The 16,710-nt window shown below is 71.4% G+C and carries 15 protein-coding genes and 1 pseudogene; 11 read left to right on the top strand and 5 right to left on the bottom strand.

Going from position 1 to position 16,710, the window contains the following annotated elements:
• Window positions 1-29 precede the first annotated feature (29 nt).
• The 7 genes from ACIBSV_RS39250 to ACIBSV_RS39220 all read left to right on the top strand — a co-directional run bounded on the left by ACIBSV_RS39250 (window position 30) and on the right by ACIBSV_RS39220 (window position 6,910).
• The gene (locus ACIBSV_RS39250; RefSeq protein WP_395871804.1) at window positions 30-1,040 is read left to right on the top strand and encodes a polyprenyl synthetase family protein; all 1,011 of its coding nucleotides are present in this window, start codon (window positions 30-32) and stop codon (window positions 1,038-1,040) included.
• Window positions 1,041-1,287: 247 nt separating this feature from the next.
• Window positions 1,288-2,361, top strand: coding sequence for an outer membrane lipoprotein carrier protein LolA (locus tag ACIBSV_RS39245; protein WP_395871802.1), 1,074 nt, complete (start codon window positions 1,288-1,290; stop codon window positions 2,359-2,361).
• The gene (locus tag ACIBSV_RS39240) at window positions 2,358-3,311 is read left to right on the top strand and encodes an ATP-binding cassette domain-containing protein (RefSeq protein ID WP_395871800.1); all 954 of its coding nucleotides are present in this window, start codon (window positions 2,358-2,360) and stop codon (window positions 3,309-3,311) included. Before ACIBSV_RS39245 ends, ACIBSV_RS39240 begins: the two co-directional genes overlap by 4 nt.
• Complete coding sequence (locus ACIBSV_RS39235) at window positions 3,298-4,218, top strand: ABC transporter permease (RefSeq protein WP_395871799.1); 921 nt, start codon at window positions 3,298-3,300, stop codon at window positions 4,216-4,218. Before ACIBSV_RS39240 ends, ACIBSV_RS39235 begins: the two co-directional genes overlap by 14 nt.
• 78 nt (window positions 4,219-4,296) lie before the next feature.
• Entirely contained in the window at window positions 4,297-5,685 is a 1,389-nt protein-coding gene (locus tag ACIBSV_RS39230; protein WP_395871797.1) for a S8 family serine peptidase, read from the top strand.
• Between the two features lie 122 nt (window positions 5,686-5,807).
• Window positions 5,808-6,323 carry a hypothetical protein gene (locus ACIBSV_RS39225; protein ID WP_395871795.1) on the top strand — a complete coding sequence of 172 codons (516 nt, stop codon included), beginning with the start codon at window positions 5,808-5,810 and terminating at the stop codon, window positions 6,321-6,323.
• A 113-nt stretch (window positions 6,324-6,436) separates the two neighbouring features.
• On the top strand, window positions 6,437-6,910 hold the full coding sequence (locus tag ACIBSV_RS39220) for a hypothetical protein (RefSeq protein WP_395871793.1): 474 nt from the start codon (window positions 6,437-6,439) through the stop codon (window positions 6,908-6,910).
• A gap of 123 nt (window positions 6,911-7,033) precedes the next feature.
• Here ACIBSV_RS39220 and ACIBSV_RS39215 read toward each other — a convergent pair whose 3' ends face one another.
• On the bottom strand, window positions 7,034-7,375 hold the full coding sequence (locus tag ACIBSV_RS39215) for a VOC family protein (protein WP_395871791.1): 342 nt from the start codon (window positions 7,373-7,375) through the stop codon (window positions 7,034-7,036).
• A gap of 134 nt (window positions 7,376-7,509) precedes the next feature.
• Here ACIBSV_RS39215 and ACIBSV_RS39210 point away from each other — a divergent pair, with 134 nt between their 5' ends.
• The 4 genes from ACIBSV_RS39210 to zapE all read left to right on the top strand — a co-directional run bounded on the left by ACIBSV_RS39210 (window position 7,510) and on the right by zapE (window position 10,277).
• The gene (locus ACIBSV_RS39210) at window positions 7,510-8,079 is read left to right on the top strand and encodes a Uma2 family endonuclease (protein ID WP_395871789.1); all 570 of its coding nucleotides are present in this window, start codon (window positions 7,510-7,512) and stop codon (window positions 8,077-8,079) included.
• Between the two features lie 18 nt (window positions 8,080-8,097).
• Window positions 8,098-8,376 (top strand): hypothetical protein, encoded by a 279-nt coding sequence (locus tag ACIBSV_RS39205; RefSeq protein ID WP_395871787.1) that lies wholly within the window; start codon window positions 8,098-8,100, stop codon window positions 8,374-8,376.
• Between the two features lie 124 nt (window positions 8,377-8,500).
• A complete protein-coding gene (locus ACIBSV_RS39200) occupies window positions 8,501-9,007 on the top strand; it encodes a helix-turn-helix domain-containing protein (RefSeq protein ID WP_395871832.1) in 507 nt (168 codons plus the stop codon).
• A gap of 64 nt (window positions 9,008-9,071) precedes the next feature.
• On the top strand, window positions 9,072-10,277 hold the full coding sequence (gene zapE / locus ACIBSV_RS39195) for a cell division protein ZapE (RefSeq protein WP_395871785.1): 1,206 nt from the start codon (window positions 9,072-9,074) through the stop codon (window positions 10,275-10,277).
• Window positions 10,278-10,648: 371 nt separating this feature from the next.
• Here zapE and ACIBSV_RS39190 read toward each other — a convergent pair.
• From ACIBSV_RS39190 to ACIBSV_RS39175, 4 genes and pseudogenes are all read right to left on the bottom strand, one after another.
• A pseudogene (locus ACIBSV_RS39190) lies at window positions 10,649-12,604 on the bottom strand (APC family permease); the annotation flags it as partial.
• 174 nt (window positions 12,605-12,778) lie between these two features.
• A complete protein-coding gene (locus ACIBSV_RS39185) occupies window positions 12,779-13,774 on the bottom strand; it encodes a 2-oxoacid:ferredoxin oxidoreductase subunit beta (protein WP_395871830.1) in 996 nt (331 codons plus the stop codon).
• A gap of 67 nt (window positions 13,775-13,841) precedes the next feature.
• Window positions 13,842-15,704: a 2-oxoacid:acceptor oxidoreductase subunit alpha gene (locus ACIBSV_RS39180; RefSeq protein ID WP_395871783.1), complete on the bottom strand. Its 1,863-nt coding sequence runs from the start codon at window positions 15,702-15,704 to the stop codon at window positions 13,842-13,844.
• A gap of 278 nt (window positions 15,705-15,982) precedes the next feature.
• Entirely contained in the window at window positions 15,983-16,627 is a 645-nt protein-coding gene (locus ACIBSV_RS39175) for a response regulator (protein WP_395871781.1), read from the bottom strand.
• Between the last annotated feature and the right edge of the window lie 83 nt (window positions 16,628-16,710).

Genomic DNA, 16,710 nt, shown 5'->3' with positions numbered 1-16,710 from the left:
CTCTGCGTGATCGACAGGAGAGAACCGTCATGGCGATCGTGGGGCCCTTCGGGCTGAGCGTCACGGACGAGACTCTCGACGCCGATATCAGGGCGGGGATGGCCGCCGTGGAGCAGGAGCTCCTGGCGGCCACCAAGAGCGAGTTCCCCTACCTGACGCAGACCTCGCGGCACCTGGTGGAGGCGGGCGGCAAGCGGTTCCGGCCTCTGCTGGTGCTGCTCGCCGCCCAGTTCGGCGACTGGCAGGCCCCGGGCGTGGTGCCCGCGGCGGTGGTGTGCGAACTGACCCATCTGGCCACGCTGTACCACGACGACGTGATGGACGAGGCTCCGCTGCGGCGCGGCGCGCCCAGCGCGAACTCCCGGTGGGACAACTCGGTCGCGATCCTGACCGGCGACTTCCTGTTCGCCCGAGCCTCGGAGATCGTCGCCGACCTGGGCAACGAGGCGGTCCGGATCCAGGCGCGGGCGTTCGCCCGACTGGTCACCGGCCAGATCCGCGAGACGGTCGGACCGGGCCCCGGCGACGACCCGGTCGAGCACTACCTGTCGGTGATGGCGGACAAGACCGGCTCGCTGATCGCGGCCTCGGGCCAGTTCGGCGCGATGTTCGCGGGCGCGGACGAGCACGTGGTGGACATCCTGACCCGCTACGGCGAGCGGTTCGGCGTCGCGTTCCAACTGGCCGACGACGTGCTCGACATCGCCAGCGAGGCGACCGAGTCCGGCAAGACACCGGGCACCGACCTGCGCGAGGGTGTGCCGACGTTGCCGGTGCTGCACCTGCGGGCGGGCGTGGCCGGGTCGTCGCCGGCGGCCGACCGGCACCTGCTGAACCTCCTGGACGGGCCGATCACCGACGACGACGAGCACGCCGAGGCGCTCGCGCTGTTGCGCGCGCACCCGGCACTCGCCAAGGCCCGCGAGGACACTCGGCGTTATGCCGAAGCGGCTCGGGAGGTCCTGGCGCCGCTGCCGGAGTGCAGCGCGAAGCGGGCGTTGTCCTCGTTGTGCGAGTTGGTCGTGGAGCGCAGCGCGTAGTTTTCGATGCCGGCCCGCCCACCCGTGACGTCGGGTGGGCGGGCCGCGGTCTACCGCGGGAGTGCTCGCCGGCTGCTCCCTCGGGAGTAGCGCGGGAGGTGGTGCGTCACCATCAAGTCCCGTGCTCGGGTGCGGCGCACGTCTTGAGGGTGACGTTTTGCGGTGACGTGAGGCCGACGCCGAGTGCCCGGTCCCGATGATCCCCTTGTGGTGTCGCATTCGACACTCGAATCAGGGGGCAATCTCCATGACCCGCACCACCCGCCGATCCGTTCCGTGGCGCTTCGCGGTGCCGGCCGCGATCGCGGCGGCGACCGTGGGCGCCGTGACGTTCGGCCCCGCCGCGTTCGCCGACGACTCGCATCCGGGGCTACCGGACCAGACCGCCGATCAACTCGTCGCCAAGGTCGCCGCCGCCCGGGCCGACGCGCTGACCGGCACCGTCCGCATCGACACCGACCTGGGCCTGCCCGCCCTGCCCGGCAAGGCCGGCGGCGGCCCACAGGCGCTGCTGTCCGGCACCAACAAGCTCCAGGTGGCCGTGGACGGCCCGGACCGACAGCGGATCGGCATCATGTCCGATCTGGCCGAGTACAACGTCATCCACAACGGCCGGGACGTGTGGACCTACGACAGCCGTGCGCACGCGGCCACCCACGGCACGATCGACACGAGCCGGCCGGACGTGGCCTCGCTGCTGCCGGTCACGCCGCAGGACGCGGCCGGGCAACTGCTCGACCTGGTCGGCCCGAGCACCGACGTCCGGGCCGACGGCACCGCCCGGGTCGCCGGGCACGACGTCTACAAGCTCCGCTTCGCGCCCAAGGCCCAGGGCAGCCTGATCGCCGCGGCGACGGTGTTCGTGGACGCGAGGACCGGGGTGCCGCTGCGGGTGACGGTCGACACCGTCAAGGGCGGCAAGCCCGCGATCGACATCGGCTTCGAGAAGGTCTCCTACGACAAGCCGGCGGCCGACACGTTCGACTTCAAGCCGCCGGCCGGGGCGCGGGTCAAGGAGGTGCCGACGAACGAGGCGATGCCCGAGCCGCCCGCCGCGCCGAACCCGCCCACCGCTCCCACCGGGGAGCAGCCGAAGCAGAACCCGGGTCTGTTCGGCGACGGGTGGGCCACCGTGGTCGAGTTGCCCGCCGGCGGGGAGGCCGAGGACGCCACCCGGCTGTTGGGCAAGCTGGGCAAGCCGGTTCCGGGCGGGACGCTGATCGACACCCGGCTGCTGAACGTGTTGAGCACCGACTCGGGCCGGATCTTCGCCGGCGCGGTCGACGCGGACACGCTCCAGCGGATCGCGGCACAGCGATGAGCGCGTCCACGGCGGTCGGCGCCGCGGCGATCCGTACCGAGGGGCTGTCCAAGCGCTACGGCCGGGACCGGCTCGCCGTGGACGGACTCGACCTGACCGTGCCGGCCGGTTCCGTCTTCGGGTTCCTCGGGCCCAACGGTTCCGGCAAGACCACGACCATCCGGATGTTGCTCGGCCTGATCCGGCCGACCGGCGGTTCGGTCACCCTGCTCGACGGCCCCATGCCCGGGGCCGTCGGGCAGGTCCTGCCCAGGGTCGGCGCGCTGATCGAAGGCCCGGCCCACTACGGCTTCCTGACGGGTCGGCAGAACCTGGAGCGGCTGGACGCCGCGGACCCCACGTCGGATCCGCGCACCCGCGCCGCCCGGGTGGACGAGGCACTGGCCAAGGTCGGGCTGACGGCGGTGGCCGGGCGCAAGGCGCGGGCGTACTCGCTGGGCATGAAGCAGCGGCTCGGCATCGCCTCCGCGCTGTTGCGACCGCGCGACCTGCTGGTGCTGGACGAGCCGACCAACGGCCTGGACCCGCAGGGGATGCGCGAGATCCGGGCGCTGATCCGCGCCTTGGCCGCAGACGGCACGACGGTGTTCCTGTCCTCGCATCTGCTGGACGAGATCGAGCAGGTGTGCACGGACGTGGCGGTGATGAGCCACGGCAGGCTGATCACCCAGGGCACGGTGGAATCGCTGCGCGCGGGCACCCGGGCCCGCCTGGTGGTCACGACTCCCGACGCGGAGGCGGCGGTCGTGGTGCTGACCAGGCTCGGCGCGAGCGACATCGTCACCACCTCGGACGGTGTCGAGGCCGACCCCGCTCCCCTGGAGCCCGACGAGGTCTGTGCGGCGCTGGTGCGCGCCGACGTCCGGGTCCGTTCGTTCACCCTCGCGCGGCCGTCCCTGGAGGACGCGTTCGTCGCCCTGACCGGAGAAGGCTTCGATGTCACCGACTGACGCACTGCCCAAGACGGGCGTCCTGTCGCCCGCGTTCCGGTACTCGACGGGCACCGAGACGTTCGGGTCCGAGCGACTGCCGCGGCTGCGCGGGCTGATGCGCAGCGAACTGCGCCTGGTCTTCCTGCGCCCGCGCACGGCCGCGATGCTGGGCTTCCTGGCCTTCGTGCCGGTCATGCTCGGGGTCGCGTTGCGCTACTTCCACGACGGGGGTTCCTCGGGCGGTGGCGGCGGGGGAATGGACTTCGTGAACCAGGTCACCGGCAACGGGCTGTTCCTGGTCTTCGCGTCGCTGGCCGCCGCGCTGCCGTTCTTCCTGCCGATGACGGTCGGCGTGGTGGCGGGGGACTCGATCGCGGGCGAGGCGCACGCCGGGACGCTGCGCTATCTGCTGGTCGCGCCGGCCGGCCGGACCCGGTTGTTGCTGGTGAAGTTCGCCGGCGTGCTGGCCTTCTGCCTGGCCGCCACGCTCACGGTGGCGCTGTCCGCGCTGGTGGTGGGCGCCGCGCTGTTCCCGATGGGCGATGTGCCGCTGTTGACCGGGGACACCATCTCGATGGCCGAGGCGTCCTGGCGCGCGCTGTTGATCGCGCTGTGCGTCGCGGCCTCGCTGGTCGGCCTCGCGGCGATCGGGCTGTTCGTGTCGACGCTGACCACGGTGCCGGTCGCGGCGATGGCCACCACGGTGGGCGTGGTCATCGTGACCGCGATCCTCACCGGGATCCCGCAACTGTCGGGTATCCACCCGTGGTTGTTCACCGACGGCTGGATGAGCTTCGGCGACCTGCTGCGCGACCCGATCCCCACCGACGAGATCCTGCGCAACCTGGGCGTCCAGACGGCCTACACGGCCATCTTCGGTGCGGCGGCCTGGGCCCGGATGACCGAACGCGACATCACCACGTGAGCGCGGGCGGGTCGGCCGGTGGTCCGGGTGGGCGACTCGTCCGGGTGAATGTCCGGTTGGCGCGGGTGTCCCGGGTGCATGTACGGCCCCATGAGGATGCGCGCGGCGATCGCGATGGTGTCCGCGGCCGCGGCCGCGGTGTTCGGGACGGTGCCCGCGGCGGCGCGGTCGGCGGACACACCGCCGGAGACCTACTCGTACCTGGTGCTGACCCGGCCCGACGGCGCGGCGGGCGCGGCGCTCGCCGAGGCGGCGGTGCGGCGGGCCGGGGGCACGGTGGTGCAGGCGTACGGGCGGATCGGGGTGGTGGTGGCGCACGGCGGGCCGGGATTCGCGGCGGCGGTGCGCGGGCGGCCCGGGGTGGCGCGGGTCGGCGCGACGCGCACGGTGCCGGTGCGGGCGGCGGAGCGGACCGGCGCGCCGGCCGCGGATCCGGCCGAGGCGGCCCAGTGGAACCTGGCGATGGTGCACGCGTACGAGGCGCAGCGGATCACCGAGGGGGTTCCCGACGTCGTGGTCGCGGTGGCCGATACGGGCGTGGACGATCGGCATCCGGATCTGGCGCCGAACTTCGACGCCGCGTTGTCCGCGGACTGTTCGACGGGCCGGCCGATCCAGGCGGACGCGGCGTGGCGGGCCCCGCGCTCGGATCACGGCACACACGTGGCCGGCACCATCGCGGCGGCCCGCAACGGCACGGGCGTGGTCGGCGTGGCGCCCGGGGTGCGGATCGCGGCGTTGCGGATCGGTGACGCGGACGCGATGTTCCACGGCGAGGCGAGCGTGTGCGGGTTCGTCTGGCTCGCCGAGCACGCGGACCGGGGGCTGCGGATCGCCAACCACAGCTACTACAACGACCCGTGGTGGCTGCTGTGTCCGGACGACGAGGACCAGGCGGTGATCCACGAGGCGGTACGCCGGGCGGCGGCGTACGCGGCCGATCGGGGCGTGCTGTCGATCGCGGCGGCGGGCAACGCCGACTACGACCTCGCGCACAAGACGGTGGATCCGTACAGCCCCGACGACGCGGCCGAACGGCCCGTGAGGCCGCGGCCGGTGACCGACGCGTGCCGGATGTTGCCGGCCGAACTCCCGGGTGTGGTCACGGTCGCGGCGGTCGGTGCGGACGGGCGCCGGGCCGGCTACTCGAACACGGGCCTGGGTGTGGTGGACCTGGCCGGCCCGGGCGGCGGCGGGGCGGGCGGCGAGGGCGTGTTGTCGACGGCGCGCGAGGGCGGTTGGGCGCACAAGGCGGGCACGTCGATGGCGGCGCCGGCGGTGAGCGGGGTGGCCGCGCTGATCGCCTCGGCGCATCCCGCGTGGGGGCCGGCCGCGATCACCGCCCGGTTGTACGCGACGGCGACCCGACTGCCGTGCGCGGCGCCGTGCACCGCGTCCGGCGACATCGACTCGTTCCACGGCCACGGCCTGGTGGACGCGTTCCACGCGGTGCGCCCGGGGAAGTGAGCCGGTCGCGCACGGCACCGGGGGCGTGCGCCGACCACGGGCGCGCGGAGCGGGTCACCCGACACCTCGGCCCGCGCCGAAACACCCGCGTGTCGGCGTGCCCGGGCCGGCAGGGTGGTGCCGTGAGTGCTCGCTTCCGCAGCTATCGCTATGTCGGGCCGGCGGACATCCGCGCCGAGGTGGTGCGTGGCTCGGGCGGGGGCCGGCCGATCCGCTCGGCCGGCGAGTTGGCGGCCTGGCTCGGGGCGCAGGAGCGCGGCGACCTGGCCGAGCCCTTCACGTACGTGGTCGCGCTCGACGGGGTGCTGCGGCTCGCCCCGCGTCGCAGCGAGCACGTGGCCTGTGCGGGCGGCGGACGGGTGCTCGGCGCCGGAGAGATCGCCTTCGGGGTCGAGGACGGGGCGTGGGCGGTGGTCGGGATCGGCAACCAGTCGACCGGCTATTGCCCGGAACCGGATTCGTGGCCGGCGGTCGCCGCGGCCCTCGCGCGCATCGGTGTGGCCCGTCCGGACGCTTTCACCGACGTGTTCGTGTTCCGCCGGTGTCCGGATTGCGGTGAGCGCGCGGTGGTCAAGGAGGACGATTTCGTCTGCGCCTGCTGTGCCGCCGAGTTGCCGCGGGACTGGAACTTCGAGTGAACGCGCAGGTCGGCGGGGCCGGCTGACAGCCGGGGCCCGCGCTGACAGCGGGCTGTCGGGGCGGTCAGTGGTTTGTGCGGGGGCTGCCGGCGGTGAAGCGGATGCTCTTGCACATGGACACCACGGGCAACACCACCGCCAAGGCACCCGGAGTGATCGGCTCCTTCGTCCGCTTCGTCGTCTTCGGCGGCGGTGTCGGCCTCGCGAGCAGCGCGACGCTGGTCCTGCTCTCCGGCCACGTGCCGTTCGCCGCCGCCAACGCGCTGGTGACCGTCGGCTCGACGTTGATCGCCACCGAGCTGCACAGCCGGTTCACCTTCGGCCAGGACAAGCCCGGCAAGAGCGACCACGTCAAGGCGGCGCTGACCGTCCTGGTCTGCTACCTGTTCACCACCGCCGCGATGCTCGTCCTGCGCGCGATCGAGCCGAACGCCGGTGTGCTGGTCGAGCAGTCGGTGTACCTGTCCGCGTCGGGCCTGGCCGGCCTCGGCCGGTTCGCCTTCATGCGCCTGGTGATCTTCGCGAAGAAGGACCCGAAGGCCACGCAGCGGGTGCTGGCCCGCGAAGCGGTGGTCCCGGCGGCCTGACCGGGTCCGACCCGACGATCGACGGATCGGCGCGAAGCAGCGAGCGGCGAATGTGTCCCGCCGACTCCCTGTCTCGTGCCGATCCGTCGCCGCGTTTCCGGGGGGTGCGGGCGGCTGCCGGGATCAGGTCACGAAGCAGAACTCGTTGCCCTCGGGGTCACTCATCACCTGGAACGAGCCCTGCTCGTCGGTGACCGTGGCGCCCCGGGCGTCGGCGCCGAGGGAGACCGCCAGGGCCACGGCGGCGTCGATGTCGGTCACCCGCAGGTCCAGGTGCAGTCGGTTCTTCCCGGCCTTGTCCTCGGGCACGGGCTGGAACGACATGCGCACCGCCCCGGGCGGTTCGACATGCGACCAACCCCGTTCCCGATCCACCGGCTCGCCGCCGAGCAGGCCGGCCCAGAACCGCACCAACTGCCGGGGCTCCCGGGCGTCCACCACGATCTGATGCAGGTCCACGCGCATACGCCGCAGCCTAGGCCAAGCCCGGAAGACCCCGCCTCGGCTCGATCGGGTGAACCGGATCGGGGAGGCTACCGTGTGGTCGGAGCCGAAACTAGGCTGACGGAGTTGCCTCGGAGAGAGGAGGACCGGGTGTGATGACCGTCGGATCGGTGTATCCCCATCATGTGGAAACCGATGAGGAGCCGCTACTCGCCGAGTTCTTCGCGCTGTCCGAGCGGCTGAAAAACGATCGTGTGGAGTTCATCGACGGGAATACCAATGTGGCGCCACCGCCGGACGGAGACCACGAGACGATCGTCGACCAGCTCCGGTTGCAGATGCTGGGGTCCGCGGTCGCGCTGAGTGCGTCCGGGAACAAGGGGCTGGCGCTGCCCAGTGGCGACTTCGTCGTGCCGGACGCGACCTATGTGCCGCACGGAGGGCTGCGCCACGCGCCGTCCTGGATGCCACCGGACGACGTGCTGCTCGTGGTCGAGGTGACGTCCTCCGATCCGAACCGCGACCGCATGAAGAACCATCGGGCGTACGCGCTCGCCGGCATCCCGTTCCACCTGCTCATCGACCGGCAGAACGGGAAGGTGATCCTGTACTCCGACCCCGAGCGTGATGCCTATGCCGGCCGCAACGAGGTTGCCTTCGGCAAGAAGCTGACCCTGCCGGCACCGTTCTCGGTGACCATCGACACAGCCGACCTGGTCGACTGAACAGCGGGAGGTGACGCCGTGACGGGCGAACCGGAGCGCGCCGACAGTGACCTCAGCCCGCTCGCCCGGCGGGTGCTCGCGTGCATGTTGGCGGTGCCCGCGGGGATCAAGTTCACCGGTAAGGATGTGGCCGACGTGATGCCGGAAGGGCCGTACCGGGTGCAGAAGGCGTTGCGCGAACTGGGCGCCACCGGGCACCGCACCGTGCGCCGGCTGAAGAAGCCCAACGGTCAGTTCTACGTCGAGGTCGAATACCACGCGATACCCGTGCGGGCCGACGACTCGTCGATGGATTGAAGAGATTACGTAACTGCGTAACAATCACGACGTGGCGCATCGACCGGACGACGACAGTGAACGGAACGACCCGACCACTGCGACCGAGAAGACCGACAAGGCCGACAAGATCGACCCGGCCGCCCTGCTCGCGCGCCTGGACGCGTTGACCGAGCGCGTCGCGGCGCTGGAGGCCGCGGCCGCCGAACCGCCGACCGGATCGGCCGACCGGTTCGTGCCGAGCCCGGACGCCGAGGCATTCTGGGCCCTGGAAGGGCTCAAGGAGCACTACGGGATCGGCGCGCTGCTGTACACCGGCGCCCTGCGACTGCCCCAGGGAACGCCCGTCGAGTGGCAACTGGCCGCCGACGCGGACGCGTTGCTCGCCGAGGACTGGGCGCCGTTCGCCGAGCACCTGGGCGCCCTCGGCCACCCCGTACGACTGTCCCTGCTGCGCGAGATCCTGCGCGGCACCGACACCGCGGCCGAACTCGGCGCCCTGGAGGGGATGGGGACCAGCGGGCAGGTCTACCACCACCTGCGCCAACTGGTCGCGGCCGGCTGGCTGCGCACCGTGGGCCGAGGGCACTACGAGGTACCCGCGATGCGCGTCGTACCGCTCCTGACCGTGCTGTTCGCCGCGCGCCCCTGACCCGCGCCGCCCGATCCCGGCCGGCGGCGAAGCCCTCGAAGGGCCGTTCACTACGATCCCGATCATGGGGCGGACAACGGTCGAGACGATGCGAGGCCACTTCCACGAGACCGCACGTGCGCGCGGATACCTGCTCGACGCGGCACAGGAGCAGGCCGCCGATCGGCTCGCCGAGCTCGGCGCGGCGCTGGGTCGGGGCCGAGGGCACGGCTTGTTCCATCGCCGGCCGGCAGCGGGGCTGTACCTGTGGGGTCCGGTCGGCCGGGGCAAGACCTGGCTGCTCGACACGTTCTTCGCGGCCGTACCGCTGCCCGCCGAGCGCCGGACGCGGGTGCACTTTCACGCCTTCTTCCGACGCCTGCACGAGGCGGTCCGCCGGCACCGCGACGACCACGGCCACGAGCGCAGCGCCGTCGACGCGGCCGTGTCCGAACTGGTCGGCGACGTCGACCTGTTGTGCTTCGACGAGTTCCACGTGCACGACCCGGGCGACGCGATGCTGGTCACCCGCCTGCTGCGGGAACTGCACGCGCGCGGGGTGGTTCTGGTCTGCACGTCCAATTACCCGCCCGCCGGGCTGCTGCCCAACCCGCTCCACCACCACCTGTTCGAGCCGACGATCCGCGAGATCGAGGCGCGGATGACCGTGGTCACCGTCGCCGGACCGCAGGATTACCGGTTGCTGCCCCGGACCGAGACCCTGGACACCGCGTTCGCCCGCGGAGCGGTGTTGTGGCCCGGCGACCCCGAGCAGTTGCGCGGGCAGCAACTCGTACCGCCCACGCCCGACGAGGCGGTCACGCTGCGGGTCAACCACCGCGAGCTCGCCGTCGCGGCGGCCCGACCGGGCGAGTTGTGGGGCGGGTTCGCGGCGCTGTGCGAGGGCCGGACGTCGCCGCTGGACTACCTCGTCCTGGCCGAGACGTACCCCACGTGGGTGCTCGACGGGCTGCCCGCGCTCAAGACGGCGAGCGCCGAGGCCCGGCAGCGGTTCGTGAACCTGATCGACGTCTGCTGCGACGCCGACGTACGGCTCTTCCTGTGCAGCGACCGCACCCTGACCGAAATCCTCGCCGGCGACGACCTGCCGACGGACATCACCCGCACGGCCAGCCGCCTGGGCCTGCTCCGCCGCGGCGACGGCTCGGACAACGGCGTCGGCTCGGACAACGGCGTCGGCGGCAAGAGCGTCGAGGATGTCGAGGGCGTCGAGGGCGTCGAGGGCGCCGAGAGCGCCGACAAAGGCGGCGGCGCGGAGCACTCCCGCTAGTCGTCCTCCGGCAGCAGTTCATAGCTCGGGTCGGACATCGCCAGGTGGCCCTCCGACTCGCCGACCACCCCGTGCACCCGCATCCGGCGGCCCGGTTCCACGCCCGCGAGGTGCCGGCGGCCGTGGAAGAGCAGCCTGAGGCCGCCGGTGCGGTCGTACAGCTCGACCTCCAGGGCCGGCCGGGCGCTCTCCGGCGACGTGGACACCGACCGGACCCGGCCGACCACCTCGGCTCGCTGCCGCCACTTGAGCTCGGCCACCGACGTGGCACCCGCCACGCGGTCCGCCGACTCCGGCTCGGCGTCCATCGTCGGCAACAACCGGGTCACACACCTGGCCGCCGCAGGCTCCGTCGGCATCGGCCGGTGCGCCATCGCCGCGGCCACGTCGAACGGCACGATGGTGGCGATCGCGTGCGGTACCCGGGTCAGCGCCGACGCGATCGAGTCGGTGGTGCGGCCGTGCAGCAGGCGCCCGATGCCCGGTGGATAGGTGTGCCGAGGCAGCAGCATGGTGATTCCGGACGCGCCGTCCGCCACCTCGCGCGCGGCCAGTTCCAGCACCGCCCGGGCCAGCCGCCGGTCCGGACACTCGATCAGCTCAAGCGGGATGTCGGCGGCCCGACTCGCCTCCCACCGCTTGCTCAGCTTCTTCGCATGCCGGCTGTCCAGCACGAAGTGCGCCGCGCGCAGGTCGTCCGCGCGCAGCGAGCGGGCGTAGCGCACCGCCTGGAGCACCGCGACGTCGAGCGAGTCGACCAGCACCACGACCACCGAGCGATCGCGAATGTTGAAGTCCGCCGTGGCCGGTGCCACCGCGAGTGCCGCCGCCTCCTCGCGGTAGCGCCGGTTGACCCCGATCAGCGCCCACACGCCCAACGGGAAGAGCACCACCACCAGCCACGCGCCCTCGGTGAACTTGGTGACCGCGAAGATCAGCACCACCGCGGCGGAGACCACGGCCGTGAGCGCGTTGAGCACGGTCGCGGCCCGCCAGTGACCGGTGCGCACCCTCCAGTGGTGCCTGGTCAGCCCGGCGCCGGCCATCATGAACCCGGTGAACACGCCGATCGCGTACAGCGCGACCAGCGAGTCCACGCTCGCCCCGGTCGCCAGCAGCAGCGCGACGGCGGGCACCGCGAGCAGGATGATCCCGTTCGAGAAGGCCAGCCGGTGGCCGCGCTTGCGCAACATCTTCGGTAGGAACGCGTCCTCGGCGACGAAGTCGGCCAGGAACGGGAAGCCGTTGAACGGCGTGTTCGCGCCGGTGTACAGGATCAGCGCGGTGGCCAGTTGCACGAAGATCAACCCGGCCCGACCGAGCACGCCCTCACCCAGGACCAGGTGCGCCTCCTGCGCGATCACCGTCGGATCGCCCTCCAGGTAGGGGATCGCGTGGGTGGCGTGCGCGAGCAGCGAGATGCCCAGCACCAGGGTCGCGAGCACCAGCGACATCGCCACCAGCGTCTTGCGCGCGTTGCGGGCGCGCGGTTCGCGGAAGGTGGACACGCTGTTCGAGAGCGCCTCCAGACCGGTCAGCGAGGAGCCGCCGTTGGCGAACGCCCGCAGCACCACGAACAACGAGGCGCCGTAGAGCAGTCCGTTGCCGGACTCGCCGAGCGGCACGGCGCCGGCGGCGTGTACGTCCGCCTGCGGCAGCGCGCCGTCGCTCGCCCAGCGCACCAGCGCGACCACGAACACGATCGCCATCGCGCCCATGAACAGGTATGCGGGCAGCGCGAACGTGCGCCCGGCCTCCTTGACCCCGCGCAGGTTGCCGTAGAACAGCACCGCGACCACGCCGACACAGATCTCCGGCTTCCAGCCGCTGATATCGGTGCCCCACAGCAGGTGCAGCAGCGAGGCGATGGCGTCGGTGCCGGCCGCCGTCTGCACCGCGACGGTGACCACGTAGTCGATCAGCAGCGCGACCGAGGCGACCTGCGCGACGCGCGGCCCGAAGTTGTCGCGCGCGACGATGTAGGAGCCGCCCGCCTTGCTGTACAGGCTCACCACGTCCCGATAGCACAGGGTCAGCAACAGCAGCACCGCGAGGATCGCGTAGGTGACCGGCAGGAGCAGGGTGAACGCCGCGAGGCCGATGTAGGGCACCAGCGCCCGCAACATCTGCTCGGTGCCGTACGCCGACGACGAGATGCAGTCCGAGGCCAATACGCCCAGCGCGGTCGGGTTGGACAATTTCTCGCCGCGCAGCCGCGAGGTCACCAGCGGCGGGCCGAGCAGTCGCTTCTTGAGCCGGTATCCGACCGTCTCGGGAATCCGGACGTCCACGCTGAGCGGAGCGGGCGGGCCGGTCGGTGGCTGCATGACCCCTCGGCTGCCCCGGCGCCCCGGCGCACATGCCCGCGCTCGGCCGAACAGGGGCGGTGGCGCAGGCCCGGTACGTGCGGCCGGGCGCGGGCCCGGCACACGCGTGGGGCCCGGCGGAATTCCGCCGGGCCCCATCCGCGTGTACCGGCGTCGCCGGTCGTGCCGGTGTCGCTAGTTGATCGTCCAGGTGTCGTTGCCCCGGATCAGCGAGGCCAGGTCGCCGGCGCCCTGGGTGCTCGCCGCCTCGGCCATCTGGGCCGACATCAGCCGGTCGTAGACCGGGCGCCGAATGTCGCGGAAGACGCCGATGGGGGTGTGCGTGTTGCTGGTCAGATCGCCCAGCCGGGTCAGCGCGAAGGCCAACTCCGGGTTGTCCGCGTGCGCGTCGTGCACCATCAGCGCGTCCTCGCCGACCTTGGCCACCTCGGCCACGTCCAGCGAACCGCGCGCACCCCGGATCACGCCGAACTGCCCGTCCGAGCCGAACCGGATCGGCTGCCCGTGCTCCAGCCGGATGGTCACGTCGTCCCGCTTCTCCGGGTCCTTGAGCTGCTCGAACGCGCCGTCGTTGAAGATGTTGCAGTTCTGGTAGATCTCCACCAGCGCGGTGCCCTCGTGCGCCGCCGCCGCGCGCAGCACCGAGGTCAGGTGCTTGCGGTCGGAGTCGATCGACCGGGCCACGAACGAGGCCTCGGCGCCGATGGCCACCGACAGCGGGTTGAACGGGTGGTCGAGCGAGCCCATCGGGGTGGACTTGGTGATCTTGCCGGTCTCGGAGGTCGGCGAGTACTGACCCTTGGTCAGGCCGTAGATCCGGTTGTTGAACAGCAGGATCTTCAGGTTGACGTTGCGCCGCAGCGCGTGGATCAGGTGATTGCCGCCGATGGACAGCGCGTCGCCGTCACCGGTGACCACCCATACCGAGAGGTCCTCGCGCGAGGTGGCCAGACCGGTCGCGATGGCCGGCGCGCGCCCGTGGATCGAGTGCATGCCGTAGGTGTTCATGTAGTACGGGAAGCGGCTGGAGCAGCCGATGCCCGAGACCCACACGATGTTCTCCTTGCGGAGACCGAGTTCGGGCATGAAGCCCTGCACGGCCGCCAGGATCGCGTAGTCCCCGCAACCCGGGCACCAGCGCACCTCCTGGTCCGACTTGAAGTCCTTCATGGACTGCTTGCCGTCGGCCTTCGGGATCAGCGACAGCGAAGGGAAACCGCCGGCGCCGTTCGCAGACTCAGACACTCTCGATCACTTCCTGGATCACGTGAGCCAGTTCCTCGGACTTGAACGGCAGACCGCGAACCTGGGTGTAGGACATGGCGTCCACGAGGAACTTCCCGCGCAGGAGCAGGGCGAGCTGACCCAGGTTCATCTCCGGGACGATCACCTTGTCGTACGACTTGAGCACCTCGGCCGTGTTGGCCGGGAAAGGGTTGAGGTGACGCAGGTGGGCCTGCGCGACCTTGCCGCCCGCGGCCCGCACCCGACGGACACCGGCGGCGATCGGACCGTAGGTGGAACCCCACCCGATCACGAGCACCTTGGCGTCACCGGTCGCGTCGTCCACCCACAGCGGCTCGATGTCGTTCGCGATCCCGTCGACCTTGGCCTGTCGGGTGCGCACCATCAGGTCGTGGTTGGCCGGGTCGTAGGAGATCGATCCGATGCCGTCGGCCTTCTCGATGCCGCCGATCCGGTGTTCCAGGCCCGGCGTGCCGGGGACCGCCCACGGGCGGGCCAGCGTCTCGGGGTCGCGCTTGTAGGGCCAGAACTCCTTGGTCCCGTCCGGCATCTCCTGGTTCGGTTCGGTCGCGAACTCGACGCGCAGGTCCGGCAGTTCGGACGTCTCCGGCAGGCGCCACGGCTCCGAGCCGTTGGCCAGGTAGCCGTCGGAGAGCAGGAAGACCGGGGTGCGGTACTTCAGCGCGATCCGGGCCGCCTCGATGGTGGCCGCGAAGCAGTCGGACGGGGTCTGCGGGGCCACGATCGGCACCGGGGCCTCGCCGTTGCGCCCGAACATGGCCTGGAGCAGGTCGGACTGCTCGGTCTTGGTCGGCAGGCCGGTCGAGGGTCCGCCGCGCTGCACGTCGACGATCAGCAGCGGAAGCTCCAGCGAGACGGCCAGGCCGATCGTCTCGGACTTGAGCGCGACGCCGGGGCCGGACGTGGTGGTCACCCCGAGCGCGCCGCCGAAGGACGCGCCGAGCGCGGCACCGATGCCCGCGATCTCGTCCTCGGCCTGGAAGGTGCGCACGCCGAAGTTCTTGTGCTTGGCCAGCTCGTGCAGGATGTCCGAGGCCGGGGTGATCGGGTACGAACCGAGGTAGACCGGCAGCTCGGACAGTTGCCCGGCGGCCACCAGGCCGTAGGACAGCGCGAGGTTGCCGGTGATGTTGCGGTACGTCCCGGCCGGCAGCTTCGCCGGGGCCACCTCGTAGGAGACCGCGAAGTCGTCCGTGGTCTCACCGAAGTTCCAACCCGCCTTGAACGCCGCGACGTTGGCCTCGGCGATCACCGGCAGCTTGGCGAACTTCTTGCGCAGGAAGGCGATGGTCGCCTCGGTAGGCCGGTGGTACAGCCAGGACAGCAGGCCGAGCGCGAACATGTTCTTCGCCCGCTCGGCGTCCTTCTTGGAGATCTCGAACTCGGCCAGCGAACCGACGGTCAGCGTGGTCAGCGGGATCGCGTGCACGTTGTACGCGTCCAGCGAGCCGTCCTCCAGCGGACTGTTCGCGTAGCCGACCTTCGCCATCGCGCGCTTGGAGAACTCGTCGGTGTTGACGATGATCTCGGCCCCGCGCGGCAGGTCGCGGATGTTGGCCTTGAGCGCCGCCGGGTTCATCGCGACCAGGACGGTCGGGGCGTCGCCCGGCGTCAGGATGTCGTGGTCGGCGAAGTGGAGCTGGAAACTCGACACGCCCGGCAGGGTGCCCGCGGGCGCCCGAATCTCGGCGGGGAAGTTGGGAAGGGTCGACAGATCGTTTCCGAACGTCGCCGTCTCGGACGTGAAACGGTCGCCCGTCAGCTGCATTCCGTCACCGGAATCGCCGGCGAACCGGATCACTACCCGGTCGAGCTGCTTGACCTGCTTGGTCACGGGGAAGGACCTCCTCGGCGCTGCGGCGGTTGGTCCGCGCACCGCGCGGATGTCGCAGTTTCATCGTACGGCGGTACAGATGGGGGCCGTGGCGCCCCCCGGAGCGGGCGAGGATCCGCCCTGGCGCGTGACGTGAGCGGTGTCACGCTGCGGACATGACCCGCAGGGGGGCACATATCCGCCTATATCCGAGCAAACCAAGAGCCCGTCCCGATTCGGGACGGCTGCTCCGATCGACCGGATGATTGCATGGGTCCAGTAATTCGATCCCTACGATGTCAGGATCCGAGATATGCGAGTACCGCGAGGACTCGTCTGTGATCGGTGTCACTGGGCGCGAGACCGAGCTTCCCGAAGATGTTGCTTACGTGCTTCTCCACCGCTCCGTCGGACACCACCAGGGCCTGCGCGACCGCCGCGTTCGTGCGCCCCTCGGCCATCAGGCCGAGCACCTCGCGCTCGCGCGGTGTGAGCTTTTCCACCACGTCGCGCTTGCGGGAACGGCCGAGCAACTGGGAGACGACCTCGGGGTCGAGCGCCGTGCCGCCGGTCGCGACCCGCTCGACCGCCGCGACGAAGTCGCCGACGTCGGCGACCCGGTCCTTGAGCAGATAGCCGACCCCGCTGGTGTTGCCCGCCAGCAACTCCGTCGCGTACTGCTCCTCGACGTACTGTGACAGGACAAGCACGCCGACCTGCGGCAGCGTCGCCCGCATCCGCACCGCGGCGCGAATGCCCTCGTCGGTGTGCGTGGGCGGCATGCGCACGTCCACCACGCACACGTCCGGGAGCAGCTCGCCCGCGACGGCGACCAGCCGCTCGGCATCCCCGACCTCGCCCACGACCTCGTGGCCGCGAGCGGTCAACAAGCGGGACAAACCGTCTCTAAGTAGTACGGAATCCTCAGCGATGACGACGCGCACAGCGTTCACATCCCCCAAATCCGGTAGCCGCACCCGAGGAGCGGGTGCGGCTACAGTCTTCCGGATTCGAGTCGATGCGGTGT

The organism is Embleya sp. NPDC050154, assembly GCF_044460165.1.
Lineage (GTDB): Bacteria > Actinomycetota > Actinomycetes > Streptomycetales > Streptomycetaceae > Embleya.
Note: the sequence above shows the minus strand (reverse complement) of the source record. Positions and strands in the feature narration are given on the sequence as shown.